General features: G+C 47.0%; 15 protein-coding genes and 1 tRNA gene. 14 read left to right on the top strand and 2 right to left on the bottom strand.

All coding sequences use genetic code 11. From position 1 onward, the window contains the following. Positions 1-15: 15 nt before the first annotated feature. The gene (locus AB4Z29_RS00080; protein ID WP_212758534.1) at positions 16-123 is read right to left on the bottom strand and encodes a dihydroorotate dehydrogenase; all 108 of its coding nucleotides are present in this window, start codon (positions 121-123) and stop codon (positions 16-18) included. A 275-nt stretch (positions 124-398) separates the two neighbouring features. Continuing rightward, a tRNA-Arg gene (locus AB4Z29_RS00075) sits at positions 399-475 on the bottom strand. A 318-nt stretch (positions 476-793) separates the two neighbouring features. Here AB4Z29_RS00075 and AB4Z29_RS00070 point away from each other — a divergent pair. The 14 genes from AB4Z29_RS00070 to AB4Z29_RS00005 all read left to right on the top strand — a co-directional run bounded on the left by AB4Z29_RS00070 (position 794) and on the right by AB4Z29_RS00005 (position 18,093). Continuing rightward, positions 794-1,618 (top strand): hypothetical protein, encoded by an 825-nt coding sequence (locus tag AB4Z29_RS00070; protein WP_441941147.1) that lies wholly within the window; start codon positions 794-796, stop codon positions 1,616-1,618. 88 nt (positions 1,619-1,706) lie between these two features. Continuing rightward, a complete protein-coding gene (tig, locus tag AB4Z29_RS00065) occupies positions 1,707-2,996 on the top strand; it encodes a trigger factor (RefSeq protein WP_441941146.1) in 1,290 nt (429 codons plus the stop codon). 229 nt (positions 2,997-3,225) lie between these two features. Further along, positions 3,226-3,819 (top strand): ATP-dependent Clp endopeptidase proteolytic subunit ClpP, encoded by a 594-nt coding sequence (gene clpP / locus AB4Z29_RS00060; RefSeq protein ID WP_053374767.1) that lies wholly within the window; start codon positions 3,226-3,228, stop codon positions 3,817-3,819. Positions 3,820-3,835: 16 nt separating this feature from the next. Beyond that, entirely contained in the window at positions 3,836-5,092 is a 1,257-nt protein-coding gene (gene clpX, locus AB4Z29_RS00055; protein ID WP_076271649.1) for an ATP-dependent protease ATP-binding subunit ClpX, read from the top strand. Positions 5,093-5,286: 194 nt separating this feature from the next. Next, a complete protein-coding gene (ispG, locus tag AB4Z29_RS00050; RefSeq protein WP_183557585.1) occupies positions 5,287-6,396 on the top strand; it encodes a flavodoxin-dependent (E)-4-hydroxy-3-methylbut-2-enyl-diphosphate synthase in 1,110 nt (369 codons plus the stop codon). Positions 6,397-6,743: 347 nt separating this feature from the next. Beyond that, the gene (locus AB4Z29_RS00045; protein WP_441941145.1) at positions 6,744-7,841 is read left to right on the top strand and encodes a GerAB/ArcD/ProY family transporter; all 1,098 of its coding nucleotides are present in this window, start codon (positions 6,744-6,746) and stop codon (positions 7,839-7,841) included. Continuing rightward, on the top strand, positions 7,838-9,466 hold the full coding sequence (locus AB4Z29_RS00040; protein ID WP_441941144.1) for a spore germination protein: 1,629 nt from the start codon (positions 7,838-7,840) through the stop codon (positions 9,464-9,466). Before AB4Z29_RS00045 ends, AB4Z29_RS00040 begins: the two co-directional genes overlap by 4 nt. Then, complete coding sequence (locus AB4Z29_RS00035) at positions 9,463-10,566, top strand: GerAB/ArcD/ProY family transporter (RefSeq protein ID WP_441941143.1); 1,104 nt, start codon at positions 9,463-9,465, stop codon at positions 10,564-10,566. The genes AB4Z29_RS00040 and AB4Z29_RS00035 overlap by 4 nt, the downstream gene beginning before the upstream one ends. Beyond that, positions 10,563-11,789 (top strand): Ger(x)C family spore germination protein, encoded by a 1,227-nt coding sequence (locus AB4Z29_RS00030; RefSeq protein ID WP_441941142.1) that lies wholly within the window; start codon positions 10,563-10,565, stop codon positions 11,787-11,789. Before AB4Z29_RS00035 ends, AB4Z29_RS00030 begins: the two co-directional genes overlap by 4 nt. A 28-nt stretch (positions 11,790-11,817) precedes the next feature. Then, on the top strand, positions 11,818-12,060 hold the full coding sequence (locus AB4Z29_RS00025) for a hypothetical protein (protein WP_441941141.1): 243 nt from the start codon (positions 11,818-11,820) through the stop codon (positions 12,058-12,060). Positions 12,061-12,594: 534 nt separating this feature from the next. Beyond that, complete coding sequence (gene lonB, locus AB4Z29_RS00020) at positions 12,595-14,298, top strand: ATP-dependent protease LonB (RefSeq protein ID WP_441941140.1); 1,704 nt, start codon at positions 12,595-12,597, stop codon at positions 14,296-14,298. A gap of 37 nt (positions 14,299-14,335) precedes the next feature. Then, positions 14,336-16,705, top strand: coding sequence for an endopeptidase La (lon, locus tag AB4Z29_RS00015; protein ID WP_441941139.1), 2,370 nt, complete (start codon positions 14,336-14,338; stop codon positions 16,703-16,705). Continuing rightward, positions 16,702-17,289: a ribosome biogenesis GTP-binding protein YihA/YsxC gene (gene yihA / locus AB4Z29_RS00010; protein ID WP_441941138.1), complete on the top strand. Its 588-nt coding sequence runs from the start codon at positions 16,702-16,704 to the stop codon at positions 17,287-17,289. Before lon ends, yihA begins: the two co-directional genes overlap by 4 nt. Positions 17,290-17,502: 213 nt before the next feature. Beyond that, complete coding sequence (locus AB4Z29_RS00005) at positions 17,503-18,093, top strand: non-ribosomal peptide synthetase module (protein WP_441941137.1); 591 nt, start codon at positions 17,503-17,505, stop codon at positions 18,091-18,093. Positions 18,094-18,969 lie beyond the last annotated feature (876 nt).

The raw sequence follows: 18,969 nt of genomic DNA, 5'->3' as shown, positions 1-18,969 counted from the left end.
ATCTATTCATAGAAATTAGTAACCGCCGAAACCAAAGCCAGTACCGCGAGAGATAATTACCAGCAAAATGAACAATACAAGGATAAAACCGATACTGTTAGCACCACCGACATAACCACCCATTAAACATCCACCTCCCAGCAATTTGAGTACAGTGTAGATTATGCGAGGATGACGGTCAGTGTTTGGGTGTTTGTGGTGTAATGATATTGGCCTATCGGGGTTGCCATGATCTATCCTTGTACGGGAACAGCATGTTTCATGTGTGTAAAAAATGTGTAAATTGAAATGAAACCGGGCAGGCGATGGATGAAGCTGAACATAAAAAAGCCGCAATTTCCTTTGAAAATGAAAGGAATTACGGCTTTGTATTAAAGCAAGATTCAATTTGTAGTTAATGGCGTCCCGGAAGAGATTCGAACTCCCGACCGACGCCTTAGAAGGGCGTTGCTCTATCCAGCTGAGCTACCGGGACACAAGCAATAATATATCATAAGAGAATATTTTATTGCAAGCTTTATTTTACTTATTTGCTTTTTTAGATGGAAATCGGTTAAAAAACCGTTAGAAAACGACATTTGTTTTTTCTTTTGATTGTACATGGTATAATCGAATGCAAGATTGTACGTATGAACAAACGGCGTGACCATAAGGCGGTGTTATCATTACAACTCCCAATGACGCACAAAGCGACAACAAGGACAACGTTTATTTGTTCCCTAGCATGCTGGACCATTATCAGGTACAGTTAACCCGTATGCTAGAAGCGGAGCAATACGGGGAGGCCAAGGAGTTGCTGCGCTTTTTGCTGCAATGCCAGGGCGAGGACGCGCGCCATTATGAAGAGTGGGACAGTCTTCTGACATGGCTCGATATGGCTTTCCCTGAGGATGGGAATGCAGAAGACGGCACGGGATTTATTACAGCCAAACAGGAAAAGGAAGAGGATGAAGCTACGATACGCGAGCAGTTTCTCAATCCTCCTGACCAGGATGAAGCTTATGTAAATCAAGTGCTCTACATCATGCAGAACCATCCGATGATCGATCAGCAGATTCTTGCCCTTGAACGCGCTGCCTACATTCAGGCGCCGGATATGGATGAGACGATCAAAAATTGGCTGGTCACCCAGCAGGTTCATCCAGTTGTGCAGTTCAAGGCGCTGCAATGCTTGAGGAAGCGCGGGGCGACAGGCACGATTACGCTTGAAAGGCTCGGGGAGGCAACTGAGCTTGACCTGGAGGTTATACCGCTTTCAATGGACGAGTTTCCGAATCCGATCATCCGGATATTGGAGCGAACCGAGCAGGTTGCCGAGGTTGATGATCCGACATTGCCGCATTTTGCAAGAGAGTTATGGAAAGAAAGTTTGCAATTTTTGTATGGTACGGCTGCATATCATTGGATGCTGAGAGACGATGACGATACGGTAGATTATTTTGCTGCTGCGCTGCATTTGACGCTGCTTCTCACCGTATACGGCTCGGCGAACGATGACGATATTCGTGATACATACGGCATTACCGAAGGATTGAGATTCCGTTATGAGCAAGCTTGCAAGGCTTTAAGACAGGTTGCTGTGCTGCAGCAATCCGGAGAAGATGAACCAGAGTCTTGATAATCTGGCCCAGCTTGTTTATAATAGAATGGTTTATGAAACGTGATAACTACTGATGCATGAGCATTTTCGGAGGGGAAGGCATAAAATGAAAGCAACTTGGGAAAAAATAGACAAGAACATCGTGTCGATCGACGTGGAGGTTGAAGCGGAGAAAGTCACTGTCGCTCTTGATCAAGCATTTAAGAAAGTCGTACAAAAAGTAAACGTACCTGGATTCCGTAAAGGTAAAGTGCCGCGCGGCATTTTCGAATCCCGTTTTGGAATTGAAAGCCTGTACCAGGATGCAATTGACATCCTGCTGCCTGACGCTTATTCCGAAGCAGTAAGCGAGCATAATCTTGAGCCGGTTGACCGTCCTGAGATTGATGTTGAGCAATTCGCTAAAGGCGAAACGTTCAAGTTCAAAGCAAAAGTTATCGTTAAGCCTGAAGTTACACTTGGCGAATACAAAGGCCTAGAAGTTGAAACTGCTGTTGCTGAAGTTACTGAAGAAGAAATTGCTGCTGAGCTAGAGCGTCTGCAACAACGTCATGCTGAGCTTTCCGTCATTGAAGAAGGCGCTGCACAGAATGGAGATATCACTGTCATCGATTTCGACGGCTATGTAGACGGCGAAGCATTCGAAGGCGGAGCAGGCGAGCGTTATTCGCTTGAGCTTGGTTCGAATTCCTTTATCCCAGGCTTCGAAGAGCAAGTTGTAGGCATGCAAATCGGCGATTTCAAGGATGTTGATGTAACATTCCCTGAGACATACCACGCAGAGCACCTTGCAGGCAAGCCTGCAGTGTTCAAAGTGAAGCTTCACGAAATCAAACGCAAGAGCCTTCCAGCTCTAGACGATGAGTTTGCTAAAGATGTCAGCGAATTCGATACGCTTGAAGAGTACAAGCAGGATCTTGTGAGCAAGCTTCAAGAGCGTAAAGTTCAAGAAGGCGAGCAAGCTCGTGAAGTTGCCGTTGTAGATAAAGCAACTGCAGCTGCAGAAGTTGAAATTCCTGAGCCGATGATCGTTTCCGAAACGGACTACATGATCAAGGATTTCGAAAACCGTCTCAAAGCGCAAGGCATGAACATGGATCTGTACTTCCAGTTCTCCGGACAAAATGAATCCGTGCTTCGCGAACAAATGCGTTCAGACGCTGAGAAACGCGTTCTAAACAACCTTGTGCTTGACGCGATTGCCAAAGCTGAAGGTATTGCAGCTAACGATGAGGATTTGAATGAAGAGCTAGAGAAGCTATCCAAGTCGTACAACCGTCCTTCTGAAGAGCTTCGTGAAATCTTCTCGAAAAACGGCAACCTTAACAGCCTTCAAGAAGATATTGCGCTTCGCAAAACAATCAAGTTCTTGCTTGAAAACAGCAAAGCTGTTTAATAAGCCACATACGCATAACTGAATAAAAGCTTCACTCAGGATAAGGCACGTCATTGGTACGTGCCTTATTTTGACCCTACATATGGAATTGTGCTTGCTCTGGAGGTTAATCTCCGTACATATCGAACGGACGTCGTCGTATAATGTATAAGTGGAAAAATGACATCATTACGACTACGTGTTACAATAAGTAAGTAACCAAAGTCATAAACGAAAAGAGGTTGGTCGCATGAATCTGGTACCGATCGTAGTCGAACAAACGAATCGCGGGGAGCGTTCTTACGATATTTACTCCCGTCTACTGAAGGACCGCATTATTTTCCTTGGGAGCGCAATCGATGATGATGTTGCAAACTCTATCATTGCACAGCTGCTGTTTCTGGCGGCCGACGACCCAGAGAAAGACATACATCTGTACATTAACTCTCCTGGCGGCTCCGTGACTGCGGGAATGGGTATTTTTGATACGATGCAATATATCAAGCCTGAGGTGTCCACCATTTGTATGGGGATGGCAGCCAGCATGGGTTCGCTACTGCTTACTGCGGGAGCTAAAGGCAAACGCTTTGCGCTTCCTAATGCTGAAGTAATGATACACCAACCGCTCGGCGGCGTACGCGGTCAGGCGTCGGATATTAAAATCCATGCGGATTGGATTTTGAAAACGAAGCAAAAGCTAAACCAAATCTATGTAGATCGCACCGGACAGCCATATGAGAAAATCGACCGCGATACCGACCGTGACAATTTCATGAGCGCGGAAGAGGCTCTTGCCTACGGTTTGATTGACAAGGTGATTACAGCACCGGTATCGACGATTTAATCAAAGGGGTGATTACATGTTTAAATTCAACGACGAAAAAGGCCAGTTGAAATGTTCGTTCTGCGGCAAATCGCAGGATCAAGTACGTAAATTGGTTGCCGGTCCCGGCGTCTATATATGCGACGAGTGTATCGAGCTGTGCACTGAAATTGTTGAGGAAGAACTCGGCAATGAGGAAGAGCTTGATCTTAAGGATATTCCGAAACCGAAAGATATCCGGGCCATCCTGGATTCTTATGTCATCGGTCAAGAGTTTGCGAAAAAATCGTTGTCTGTAGCGGTTTACAACCATTACAAGCGGATTAATTCCGGCAGCAAGATCGAAGACGTCGAGCTGCAAAAGAGTAATATTTTGCTGTTAGGACCTACGGGCTCCGGTAAAACTTTGCTCGCGCAAACGATGGCGAAAATTTTGAATGTTCCTTTTGCGATTGCGGACGCAACCTCGCTTACAGAAGCAGGTTACGTCGGTGAGGACGTTGAGAATATATTGCTTAAGCTCATTCAAGCTGCGGATTACGATGTGGAGAAAGCGGAACGCGGCATTATCTACATCGATGAGATTGATAAAGTAGCCCGCAAATCAGAGAACCCGTCGATTACACGGGATGTATCTGGCGAAGGCGTACAGCAAGCTCTTCTCAAAATTTTGGAAGGCACGGTTGCATCTGTACCGCCGCAAGGCGGGCGCAAGCATCCTCATCAAGAATTTATTCAAATCGATACAACGAACATTTTGTTCATTTGCGGCGGCGCGTTTGACGGTCTTGAGTCTTTGATCAAACGTCGTATCGGTAAGAAAGTAATTGGCTTCAGCTCCACTGGCGAGCTGCAGAAGGATCTGAAGGCAGGCGAATACTTAACGATGGTATTGCCGGAAGATTTGTTGAAATTCGGTCTTATTCCGGAGTTCGTAGGTCGGTTGCCGATCATTTCCACGCTTGAGCCGCTTGATGAGCCTGCACTTGTTCGGATCTTGTCCGAACCAAAGAATGCGCTCGTAAAGCAGTACCAGAAGCTGCTTGAAATGGATAACGTGAAGCTTGATTTCGAACCGGCTGCACTCGATGCGATTGCCAAAGAAGCGATCAAACGTAACACCGGAGCTCGTGGCTTGCGTGCCATTATCGAGAGCATCATGCTAGAAGTGATGTACGAAGTGCCTTCGCGCGATGACCTGAGCACATGTCTGATCACGGAGCAGACGGTGCAAGAGAAGATCATGCCGGAGCTCACTGCTAAGAAAAGCAAGAAGAAGGAAGAGAGCGCGTAAGCTAGCGTTCAAATAGATGGGCTGTGAGTTTGGGCGCTTTGCTTGGCTTGCAGTCCAACTGCGTAACGAGCTTTTGTCGCCAATGACGGCTTTGCCGATTACGCTTGACTACCGTCATTGTTTCCACCCAGCCGTGCGGCTTCATTGCCGCCAGTCAAAGGGTGGACTTTGACGTTCATGGGAGAGATTAGCTTATGTATTTGCGTCAGGATACAGTGGCGGTTAAAGTCGGTAATCTAACGATTGGCGGCAGTAACGAGGTCATTATTCAAAGTATGTGTACAACGAAGACAGCTGACGTCGAAGCGACTGTTGCGGAGATTTTGGGACTGGAAGAGGCGGGCTGTCAGCTTGTCCGAGTTACGGTCAATAACAAAGAAGCAGCTGAGGCAATCAAGGAAATCAAAAAACGCATTCATATTCCTCTTGTAGCAGATATTCATTTCGATTATCGTTTGGCATTGCTTGCTATCGAGAACGGCATAGATAAGGTTCGGATTAATCCGGGTAATATCGGCCGTCGCGAGCGTGTAGAAGCAGTCGTGAAGGCATGTAAGGAGAAAGGAATACCGATTCGAATTGGCGTTAATGCCGGTTCATTGGAGAATCATCTCCTTGAGAAATACGGTTATCCAACACCGGAAGCGATGGTAGAGAGCGCGCTTTTCCATATTGGAATTCTGGAAGAGCTTGATTTCCACGATATTATCGTTTCACTCAAAGCTTCCGATGTGCCGATGGCTATTGCGGCTTACTCTATGGCCGCAAAAGTAATCAAGTATCCGCTTCACCTTGGCATTACAGAGGCTGGCACGCTGCACACGGGGACGATTAAGAGCTCTGCAGGCATTGGTGCGTTACTGGCGCTTGGCATCGGCAACACGCTGAGAATCAGTCTGAGCGCGGATACGGTTGAAGAAGTTAAAGTAGCTCGGGAGCTGCTCAAAACTTTTGGACTCATAACCAATGCGGCAACGCTGGTATCTTGTCCAACCTGCGGTCGCCTTGATATCGATTTATTCTCTATTGCCAATGAAGTGGAAGAATATATTTCCAAAATCAAGGTGCCGATCAAAGTATCTGTACTTGGCTGTGCGGTAAACGGTCCAGGCGAGGCGCGAGAAGCCGATATCGGTATCGCAGGTGCTAGAGGCGAGGGCATGCTGTTCCGATACGGAGAACTCATTCGTAAGGTGCCTGAAGCTGAATTGCTAGCCGAACTGAAGAAGGAAATCGACGAAATTGTGCGCGTGTTCGAAGCGACCGGAGAAATTCCGGGCCGGAAGCACCATGCGCCAGCATAATGAACAAATAGGCTTATTGCATCCAACCTGGATGCGGTAAGCCTTTTTTTAATATATAAGACTTTATAGGCTTCATGCGATAAAGTATTTTTCTATTTCTACGAGAAACGGATATCCTTCTTCAGCAGAGGACGGCTAAGCCGTTTCTTTTTGATGTAAAGGAAAGGATAGGAGTGTACTCATCCTTTCTCTATACGTTTCGCCGAAACGATGGCGTCTATAGAAAGGACGCCCTCAGGCGTTTCTTCTTATTTGCAGCGAATACAGTTACTTTTGCCATAAGTGCATAATTTACGGGATTGAAGGAAAAATATTGATTACATCTCAGAAATAAAGGCGGGGAGAATGTGGAGCGGATTAGTCTCAATCAGCTTGGATCCATGATCGTATTGTTTCTGATCGGCAGCTCCTCGTTGTTTTTGCTCGCTAGTGATGCTTCCAAGGACGCGTGGCTTGCTGTAATTGTTGGAATGCTCTGCGGCTTGCTCATATTATGGGGCGTTAATTTATCCTTGTATCGTTTGATGCCGCAAAAAAATCTAATTGAAATCATTTTCGAATTAATGGGAAAGCCTCTCGGTTACGTGATTTCCATCACCTATGTTTTGTATTTCTGTTATAAGTCGATCCGGAACGTCAGAGAGTTCGGCGATTTAATCATTATGTACTTGCTTCCGCAAACCCCATTGCCCGTACTCATGCTCGTGGTCTGCCTATTGGCTACTTATACAGTATTTCATGGGGTGGATGTTTTTTTTAGAATGGCCGAAGCGATTCTGCCCGTCGTTGTCATCATTTATATTTTTTTGTTTTTGCTAGTCGCATGGTCAGGCCTGCTGCATGTTGAGAATGTAACACCTGTGCTTGACAATGGATTCAAACCAGTATGGGAAGCTGCTGTGCCAGAGCTGATTTCATTTCCGTTCGGCGAGATCATTTTGTTTATGATGTTTTGGAAGTATACAGAGCATGAAGGAAATATGGCAAGCCTGGTCGTAAAATGTTTTTTGTTTTCAGGTTTGTTTATTACGTTCACGAATTTTTTTATTCTCGCGGGCTTAGGCAGCCTCGCCGGCAAAGTAACGATTCCCTTGATGCAGATGACGAACTTGATTGATTTCGCTCAGTTTCTAGAGCGGATTGATCCGCTGGTGGCGCTTCTCCTTTTTACGGGCGTATTTTTTAAACTTACGGCGTATTATTTCGGGGCGGTGCTGGCTTTAAAGCAAATGTTGAATTCATCTAAAATATTTACTGTTCTGACAATAGGATCAATGATCTATTTTGGTTCTTTTATATTTAGAAACTACATGGAACAAGTGTGGTTCGGCTTTCGGTATAACGTAAAATACCATTTTCCCATATTTCAAATATGGATTCCTCTACTTCTGCTTGTACTGGCCATCATCAAAAAGAGACGGAGTGAAAAGGTGCATGCAAAATGAATGATGAGAAAAAGGCCGGTAATTCTAAGGATGAAAAAAAGGCCGGTAATTCTAAGGATGAAAAAAAGACAGGCGATTCTAAAAATGAAAAAAATCTAAAACGATTATCTGCCGATTTGGATCAGAACATAAAAATGGTTACCGACGAGCTAGGCACGCAGCCTGATATCATGATTAGGCATCTGCATATGTTCAAAAGCAGCAAGGCGGCTCTTCTGTACATTGCAGGCATGACAGATGTGAATGCGGTTAATCTCCTTGTGATGAGCATGTTAGCCGAGCCGCCACTGAGCAGCGGCTCCGAGCAGGAGGAATCACCTTTCGATTGCGTGATGTATCGGTCCTTGGCGGTAGGGGGCGTTCGAAAGCTTGACAGTATTAATGAAGTATTGCATGCCATGCTTGAAGGCAATTCAATTGTACTGCTTGATGGGTACAAGAATGCGATTGCGGCATATACATGCGGGGTGGAAAAACGATCTGTAGAGGAGCCGAGCACGCAAACCGTCGTTCGCGGCCCGAAGGAAGGCTTCACCGAAACTCTTCACATTAATACGGCGCTGATTCGCAATAAGATTAAGTCAACGAATTTGAGTATGGAATACAAAATAATCGGGCATCAGACTCGTACAACGATCGCACTCGTCTTCATGAAAGGAATTGCTGACGAAAAAGTCATCGAAGAAGTTCGCCGCAGATTGGATTTAATCGATACGGACAGTATTTTGGAGAGCGGGTATATCGAGGAGTTTATTCAAGACAAAACGTTTACACCGTTTCCGCTTCTGCAGAACTCCGAACGCCCTGATGCGGTAGCGGCGGGATTGCTTGAGGGTCAATTCGCGATTGTGGTAGATGGTACGCCGTTTGTGCTGCTCGCCCCTGTTACGTTCGTTAAGTTTTTTCAATCGAGTGAAGATTACTACCAGCGTTATGATATTTCCACCTTTTTGCGGATCATACGTTTCTTTTCTTTTTTTGCATCGATGCTGCTGCCATCCATTTATATTGCCATTACGACCTTTCACCAAGAAATGCTGCCAACCCAGCTGTTAATCAGTATCGCCGCTCAAAGGGAAGGGGTGCCATTCCCTGCGTTAATTGAAGCGATGATTATGGAAGTGACGTTCGAAATATTGCGTGAAGCCGGCGTAAGAATGCCGCGCATCATTGGACCAGCCATTTCGATCGTCGGCGCCCTTGTACTGGGTCAATCAGCTGTACAGGCGGGACTCGTTTCGGCAGCGATGGTTATCGTTGTATCGTTTACGGCGATTGCCAGCTTCGTTATTCCATCCGTCAACATGGGTACCGCTGCCCGCCTAATCCGTTTTCTGCTCATGATTCTTGCGGGCACTTTCGGAGTATTCGGGATATTGGCGGGGCTTATGATGATTTTAACCCATTTGTCGGCGCTGCGATCTTTTGGCGTTCCGTATTTGGCGCCGATTGCGCCGCTTGTGCCTGGCAACTTAAAGGATGTCTTTATTCGCGTGCCGTGGTGGGCGATGAAGAAACGGCCGAGGCTCTACCAGAATCAAACCGGAACCGTACGTCAGGGGACGCCAAGCAGCCTTACGGAAACAGATGATGAGCATACACAGAAAGGGGGCGAGCAGCAGTGAAGCAGCGTATAACGACCTTGGAGGCGATCGTTATTGTCGTGATCGCAATCGTTCCCAGCTCATTGTTCTACATACCAAGCTTTGTCATTCAAATTGCTAAACAGGATGGTTGGATTTCGGTACTGCTAGCTCTTGTTTTTTCACTGCTGCTTGCGCTTGTGATCGGACATGTTTGTGCCGAAGGGAATCGGCAGCCGCTGCTTAAGTGGCTCCAAAACCGGTTTGGTAAAATGATTTCCACGGGGCTGGGGTTAGTTCTGTGTGTGTATTATTTTGTCGCTTCTGTCGTTATAGTCAGGCAATTTTCCAATTTCATGTCCGAGCAGGCGCTTTTGACTACGCCGATGGTTATGCTGGCGGGAATCATCGTGCTCGTTTCCGTATATATCGCATCACAAGGAATCGAATCATTAGCCCGCGTCATTTTTATTGTGTTTCTATTTTTTACGTTTTTTGTAGGCTTTAATATGGTGTTGATATGGGGACAGCTCGATTTCAATCAATTTCTGCCGTTTATTGAAAGCCCGCCATCAGACCATGTGGAAGCGATGCTTATGCCGCTCGGATGTCTCTCCGAAATCGCAGTATTGCTGTTGATTATGCCTTACTTGGAAAAACCTGAATCTTCCATTAAAGTGGCGATTTGGGGTACCGCGATTTCTGGCACAATATTTATGTTGGTCACGATGGTCACAATTGCGGTGTTTGGAACCAAGATCATAGGAGCGATTTCATATCCTGCTTTTGCGGCTATCGGGACGGTAGAAATTGGTCAATTCATCGAACGAGTTGACGTGTTTCTCATATCGGCTTGGACAGCCTCCATGTTTGCTCAGGTTTCCATCTTTACGTTCGGTTTTTTTCAGCTTACGGAGCAAACCTTTAAGATTACGCCCCATTTCAGCCACTACGCAGCAGGAGGCATTTTTATTCTTGCTAATGCTTTGTTTGCATGGCCAAGCAATGTGGTTGTTGCCGAGTTCAGCTATACGACACTGACCATTTATTTTTTGCTCAACAATTACGCCGTTTGCATGCTGATTTGGATCGGACTGCGACTGACGAAACATAAAGCGATGCCGTCTTTGGAGGGCTTATGAGAAGAGTGCGGTTATGGCGTGTTGCAACGGCATATGTTCTTTGCTTACTTCTACTCACAGGCTGCTGGAACCGAATCGAGCTCAATGAGCTTGCCATAACGTCGGCTACGTCGGTCGATAGAAAAGGTGAGGATTGGCTCGTTTCCTTTCAAGTGGTCATCCCATCGTCTATCTCATCTGGGATCGGTATTACAGGAGGCGGAGCAGGGGCGCCAGTGAACGTTTATTCGACCACGGGGAAAACGATTAGGGAGGCAAATGCGCGAAGCTTTTTTGAAAGCCCACGCAAGCTTTATTTTGCTCATAACAGGGTCATCATTGTCAGCGAAGAAACGGCACGCCGTGGGCTGAATCCGGTACTAGACGTTTATTTAAGAAACACAGATGCGCGTGAGACTGTTGATGTACTCATCGCTCCAGGCAGCGCCCGCAAAATCCTGGAGCAAATGATGCAGATCTCAAAAATTTCTGGTGACGGCATTAGGGAAATTAATCACTTGGAGTCCAAATTTACGTCTGTTCTGCCTGAGGTGAAGCTTTATCAACTGGCTATGAATCTGGCTAGCGATTCAGGAAGCGCGCTGCTTCCCGAAGTTTTTGTAGCAGGGAATTCGGATGCCTCCTCGCTTAAAGTTTTTGAAAGCACAACCCTGCCTGCCAAAGTTAAGCTAGGCAGAGTAGCTGTTATTAAAAAGGATAAAATGGTGGGTTGGCTTTCGCGAAAGGAGTCGCTAGGGGTAGCATTTTTACGCAATGATGTTAAGAATGCAATGCTGACCTTTGCGTGTCCGAATGACGAAAATAAGTATTTAACTTTACAGCTTTCAGATTCTTCAACAGCGCTTCAGCCTTCTTTGAAGGAGGGAGTGATGACCGTGAAAGCCAACATAAAAGGAAAAGCCGTGCTTACCCAGTCAGACTGCGCGTCCATGGATTTGTATAAGCCTGAGATCGTTGACGAATTGGAAACCGCGGCGGAGAGAGAGCTGCTGCGGTTTACAAATGCGGGATGGAAAGCGGCTCAGCGCTTGCAGACCGATGCAGTAGGGTTTGCCGATATGGCGCATAGAAAATACCGAAAGCAGTGGCGAGAATGGAAGAAGGATTGGGATCATTATTTCTCTACGATTAAACTCGAGGCATCGGCTGAAATTACGATCACAAATGTAGGACTCAGCAATCAGCCGATTAACGTCAACAAATTAAGAGAGGGAAAAAAATAAGGAGAATGAGAAATAAGGAGAATGAGCAATGAGTTATATCACCATATGGTTTGTTTTGACGATTGCTGCTGCTATTGGAATAGGGTACAAGCTATTGATAAAAAAAGGACTGTACCGCAACTTTATTGCTTATTCGGTCATGCTGCTGTGGACGGCTTATCTCCTTGGTTCGAAGTGGTATGACTGGCCAGCCATTACTGTCATTTCGCCAATCACATTGTTCATTGTCCCGCTCAAGCGTTTCATGAACATCATGAGCTGGATGGGGTGAAGGGTGCTCGTTGTAAAATTAACGAAAATTAACGGTTATTACCACATCGTAGGGGCAATACTATCCATTACGAGTGAAAAATACGGAAAGCATGCTCAACTGGCAACGAAGAAGGTGCTCCTTAAAAAGTTGAAAAACAATAATGGAAAAATTAACAATATTTCCATATAAATTCGCAGAATATGTGTGTGCATTGCCACATATCCACAACTACACGGTTACGACCGTTTATGCTTGAATTAGTAGCATGGAGCAATAGCTCCTCCACGAGCCTTCTATTTCTACGCGAAACGAGTCTTCACTACTACACGGTTACGACCGTTTACGCTTGAAATAGAAGCATGGAGCAATAGCTCCTCCATGAGCCTTCTATTTCTACGCGAAACGAGTCTTCACTACTACACGGTTACGACCGTTTACGCTTGAAATAGAAGCATGGAGCAATACTCCTCCATGAGCCTTCTATTTCTACGCGAAACGAGTCTTCACTACTACACGGTTACGACCGTTTACGCTTGAAAGGAGCGGAATGTTATGAGTTTAAGTGTTGTGTTGATGTTGATCCAAGTTTTTTTTGCCGTTGTAATCGGCTTGTATTTCTGGAATTTGCTGCGCAATCAGAAGACGAACCGCTCTGCGGTCGATCGAGAGTCGCGGAAAGAAATGGACAAGCTCCGGAAGCTGAGAAGCGTGTCCCTAACGAAGCCGCTTGCGGAGAAAACAAGACCGCAGGCGATGCAGGATATTGTCGGCCAGCGCGATGGACTGCGTGCTCTTAAGGCAGCTTTATGCAGCGCTAATCCGCAGCATGTGATCATCTATGGTCCGCCAGGCGTCGGTAAAACCGCAGCTGCGCGCGTCGTGTTGGAGGAAGCGAAAAAGAATCCTTCCTCGCCGTTTTTGCCGGAAGCAAAGTTCACGGAAATCGATGCGACTACGGCTCGATTTGACGAGCGCGGAATTGCTGATCCTTTGATCGGCTCGGTCCACGATCCGATTTATCAAGGCGCTGGAGCCATGGGGGTAGCAGGTATCCCGCAGCCGAAGCCTGGTGCAGTGACGAAAGCGCATGGCGGCATATTGTTTATTGACGAAATAGGTGAATTGCATCCGGTACAGATGAATAAATTGTTAAAAGTGCTGGAGGACCGCAAGGTTTTTCTGGAGAGCGCTTATTACAATTCCGAAGATTCCAACATTCCGGTGTACATCCATGATATATTCCAAAACGGACTGCCGGCAGATTTCAGGCTTGTAGGCGCGACAACGCGTTCGCCGCAGGAGATTCCGCCAGCTATCCGTTCCCGCTGCATGGAGGTGTTTTTTCGTCCGCTGCTTGCAGATGAAATTGGGCTTGTCGCCGAAAATGCAGTAAGAAAAATCGGTTTTGCGCCTTGCCCGGAAGCTATTGATGTCGTCAAGCGTTATGCGACGAACGGTCGTGAAGCGGTAAACGTCATACAGCTGGCTGCTGGCGTGGCGCTGTCAGAGAAACGGGATGCGATTGCTGCCGGGGATATTGAGTGGGTGGTGAACAGCAGTCAGATTCCTCCGCGTCCCGACCGCAAAGTGCCGGATGCGCCTCAGGTTGGCTTCGTGAACGGTCTTGCCGTGTACGGTCCAAACATGGGGACATTGCTTGAAATCGAAGTGAGCGCGATTCCGGCGGCTGCTTCCAAAGGGCAGTTCACGATTACAGGCGTCGTGGATGAGGAAGAGCTCGGCGGCGGGTCTCGTACGCTGAGAAGAAAGAGCATGGCGAAGGGGTCGGTTGAAAATGTGCTTACCGTCTTGCGGCGCATAGGTCTGAATCCGCAGGATTTCGATCTGCATATCAATTTCCCGGGCGGCACTCCGATCGATGGGCCTTCCGCAGGTATTGCGATGGCGACGGCCATCACTTCGGCAATAAAAGGGATACCGATCGACAATAAGCTGGCTATGACCGGCGAGGTTGGCATTCACGGCAATGTGAAGCCGGTCGGCGGCGTACTGGCCAAGGTTGAGGCTGCTTTTCAAGCAGGAGCGAATACGGTCATCATTCCAAGAGAAAATTGGCAGGCGATTTTCGCAGACCTGGAAGGTCTTAAGGTGATACCGGTCGAAAAGGTAGAAGAAGTATTTAAGTATGTATTTCCTGGGGCGGAGAACTCCTCGGTACGAGTGGAAGCGCCGTTTGGAACCGATCTTTTTATCGCTTCCGCCGTTCCCTATTTGCAGGCTGATTCCGTAGAATGATAAACTAGGGTAGACGTTAACAATTGGAGGTGCTGGTGTGGGACCTAGTAAAACGAAAGGCCGTCGGCTGCCCTTGCTTCCGCTAAGAGGGCTACTCGTTTATCCCAGCATGGTGCTTCACCTTGATGTGGGTAGGGACAAATCGGTGCGGGCGCTTGAGCGCTCGATGGTCGAAGATCATATGATATTGCTTTGTTCACAGTCTGAAGTGAACATTGAGGAGCCGACGGAGGAAGATATTTATAAAGTCGGCACCATTGCGAAGGTAAGGCAAATGCTGAAGCTGCCGAACGGCACGATCCGCGTATTGGTGGAGGGTGTGTCGCGCGCTGAGATCCTGGACTATTTGCCGAATGATGAATTTTACGAAGTGTCCGTGAAAGAATTGCCGGAGCAGGAGACGGATGATCCTGAGGTTGATGCGCTTATGCGTTCCGTGCTGAACCAATTCGAGCATTACATTTCTTTATCGAAAAAGGTTACGCCCGAAACCTATGCAGCTGTATCCGATATCGATGATCCAGGCCGGCTTGCGGACGTGATTACTAGCCATTTGTCGCTCAAAATCAAGGATAAGCAGGATATTCTTGAAACGGTTGATGTCGGAGAGCGTCTAGAGAAGCTGCTGGATATTCTCAATAACGAGCGCGAGGTGCTGGAGCTCGAGCGTAAAATCAACCAACGCGTCAAGAAGCAAATGGAAAAAACGCAAAAGGAATATTATTTGCGTGAACAGATGAAGGCGATCCAGAAGGAGCTTGGCGAGAAAGAAGGCCGCGCAGGCGAGGTAGAGGAGCTGCGTTCACAGCTCGCTGAAGCGGGGGTGCCTGAGCAGGTTAAAGAGAAAATCGAGAAGGAAATCGATCGTCTCGAGAAAATGCCGTCTACCTCAGCTGAAGGCGGCGTCATTCGCAATTATATCGATTGGCTTCTTTCCCTGCCGTGGAACAAGACGACGGATGATGATTTAAGCTTGAGCAAGGCCGAAGCGATTCTTAATGATGATCATTACGGATTAGAGAAGCCAAAGGAGCGGGTGCTCGAATATTTGGCTGTACAGCAGCTTGTAAAGCAGCTGAAGGGACCGATTCTCTGTCTAGTAGGTCCTCCAGGTGTGGGCAAGACGTCGCTTGCTCGTTCGATCGCCAAATCGCTTGGTCGTAAATTTGTACGCATTTCGCTCGGCGGCGTGCGCGATGAGGCTGAGATACGCGGACATCGCCGCACCTACGTTGGAGCGATGCCCGGCCGTATTATTCAAGGAATGAAAACCGCTGGCTCCTTGAACCCGGTATTTTTGCTTGACGAGATTGACAAGATGGCGATGGATTTCCGCGGAGATCCCGCATCTGCGCTCTTGGAAGTATTGGATCCCGAGCAGAACAATACGTTCAGTGACCATTACGTTGAAGTACCGTTTAATTTATCCAACGTAATGTTCGTTACGACTGCCAATGCGCTTCATAATATTCCGCGTCCGCTGCTTGACCGTATGGAGGTCCTGTATATTCCCGGTTACACGGAGCTTGAAAAGCTGCAAATCGGTACGCGTTATTTGCTGCCGAAGCAGAAGAAGGAGCACGGGCTGACGGAAGAACATTTGGTTATCAAGGAAGAGGTACTGCTGCAGCTTGTTCGGGAGTATACGCGCGAGTCAGGTGTACGTAACTTGGAGCAGCAAATCGCAGCCGTATGCCGTAAAGCAGCCAAGCATTTCGTGTCCCAAGAGCAAACCGAAATCTTGGAGCCCCTTGAGCTGACGAGCGAGCTGCTTAAGGAATGGCTTGGGCCAGCTAAGTTCCGTTATGGTCTTGCCGAGAGCGAGAATCAAATCGGCGCGGTGACCGGTCTGGCTTGGACGGAGGTTGGCGGAGATACGCTTGTAATTGAAGTTACCGTAATGCCAGGTAGCGGAAAGCTAACGTTAACTGGTAAACTAGGTGATGTCATGAAGGAATCGGCCCAAGCTGCGTTCAGCTATACCCGCTCGAAAGCGATCGAGCTTGGCATTGATCCGTCCTTCCATGAGAAAAACGATATTCATATTCATATTCCAGAGGGCGCTATTCCAAAGGACGGCCCATCTGCGGGCATTACCATTGCAACAGCTCTTATTTCAGCACTAACGAACCGTTACGTGAATAAGGAAGTAGCGATGACGGGTGAAATAACGCTCAGAGGCCGTGTGCTGCCGATCGGCGGCTTGAAAGAGAAATCACTAGCCGCGCATCGGGCAGGAATTCGCACGATACTGTTGCCGAAAGAAAATGAACGGGATCTAAGGGATATTCCCGACAGCGTACGTCATGATATGCAATTTTTTCCTGTCAGTCATATGGATGAAGTGCTGCAGCATGCGTTGCTTCCCGTTCAAACGGAGGAGAAGGCAGGTACATCGATTTTATGAAAATTACACAAGCAGAGTTCGTCATCAGTGCAGTAAAGCCCCACCAATATCCAGAAGACGCCTTGCCAGAGATTGCTCTGGCAGGGCGTTCGAATGTAGGAAAATCTTCATTGATCAACAAGCTTATTTTACGCAAAAACTTAGCAAGAACGAGCTCGCAGCCTGGAAAAACGCAGCAGCTTAACTATTATCGGGTAAATGATCTAGTTTATTTGGTCGATTTTCCGGGTTATGGCTATGCAAAGGTTTCGAAGACACAGCGCGTGCTGTTTGGCGAAATGATTGAGCGGTATCTCCAAGGCCGAGAGCCGCTTAAGCTGCAGCTTCTGATCATTGATATCCGCCATGAACCGTCGGCGCAGGATCAGCAGATGTACAAATGGCTGAAGCACTACGAAATTCCAACCTGTGTCGTCGTAACGAAAGCGGACAAAATTCCAAAGTCGAAGTGGGACAAGCATATCAAAATGGTCAAAAAAACGCTTGAAGTGGATCCGCGCGATTCTGTTGTTTTATTTTCGTCGGAATTGGGTATTGGAAGAGAGCAGCTTTGGGATATTATTAACGAAGCGATTGCTACATGAGGTAGCAAGAGCAGCAAGTTCTTATATAAAGCAGAGGATACAGTGAAAAAGCCGGCAATACTCGTGAATTCTTCCGTTATTTTGTGGAATATGCGAGAATATCGGGGATGAACAGCAGGAATAAAATGTTCAGATCACGTATAATATACTTAAGCAACGAGACCAGAGTTATAAGTCCAAAGCGTGCAAGTTCAAAGAATTGAGGAGATTTTTATGGCTAAGCGGCTAGCCACAGAGTATGTAAATGCCAAACTGCAATTGACGAATGAAGAGATGGCTGAGTTTATCCGTTTATTTGAAGAGCAGCAAATTCACCTTCAGGTGCTAGTGCTCGACAATGGGAATCAAGAGCTCGTTCTCGAAGACGTAGCAGGGAGGGAAGAAGTCCGACTGACCTTTGAACGTCAACAAGACTATTATGTGTGCGTACTATCCTGCCGTCTTGTGCAACCGAGGCTGACCAATGCCATGCGAAAGGCACTGTCTGCTTTCCGCGGCAATGCGATCGTCAACCGAATCTATAGTCATTATACGATGATCTATCATTATAAGAATGGTTCTGTTCACCAAATTGTCGAAAGCTCCAAAACGGGAGACCGAGTCGTGTTCGAATTCAAGGATACGTTAGGTCAGTTGGAGCGAGTATTCCGCAGTCGACTTATCGAGCGCGAGATCGGCTTGTTAAACAGCGCTGTCAATGAGCTGCTTGACCTTCGCAATCAAACGAAGGAATCCGGAGAAGTTCGCAGGATCGATGAGCGCCTTACAGATTTGACGCGCAAGCTGTTCATACTTGAGGCGTAAGTTGAATACAAAAGCTAATGGAAGAAGTCGCTGCTGCGGCTTCTTTTTTTATTTTTTATGGTTTAGGAAATTATGCAAAACCGGTAGCTGTGGGCATGCATGCGTTCTTATGGTGTCAGATTGGCGTAGGGGTGAGAGTGAGGGTAGCTGTAAGCACCTATATGTTCTAACAGCAGCTAAGTAGCCCTATTGAGTGAGCTGTAAGCACACATGCGTTCTTATGGAGGCAGATTGGCGCAGGAGTGAGATTAAAAGGTAGCTATAAGCACCTATATGCTCTAACAGCAGCCAAGTAACCCTATTGAGTGAGCTGTAAGCACACATGCGTTCTTATGGAGGCAGACTGGCGTAGGAGTGAGGTTGAAAGATAGCTGTAAGCACCTATATGTTCTAACAGCAGCCAAGTAACCCACTTGAGTGAGCTGTAAGCACACATGCGTTCTTATGGAGACAGATTGGCGCAGGAGTGAGATTAAAAGGTAGCTATAAGCACCTATATGTTCTAACAGCAGCCAAGTAACCCTATTGAATGAGCTGTAAGCACACATGCGTTCTTATGAAGGCAGATTGGCGTAGGAGTGAGATTGAAAGGTAGCTGTAAGCACCTATATGTTCAACAGCAGCAAGTTAACCCTATTGAGTGATCTGTAAGCACACATGCGTGCTTATGAAGACAGATTGGCGTAGGGGTGAGAGTGAAGGAAGCTGTAAGCACCAATATGCTCTAACAGCGGCCAAGTAACCCTATTGAATGAGCTGTAAGCACACATGCGTTCTTATGGAGTCAGATTGGCGTAGGAGTGAGGTTGAAGGGTAGCTGTAAGCACCAATATGCTCTAACAGCGGCCAAGTAACCCTATTGAATGAGCTGTAAGC

Source organism: Paenibacillus sp. 2TAB23 (assembly GCF_052115165.1).
Classification (GTDB): Bacteria; Bacillota; Bacilli; order Paenibacillales; family Paenibacillaceae; genus Pristimantibacillus.
Note: the sequence above shows the minus strand (reverse complement) of the source record. Positions and strands in the feature narration are given on the sequence as shown.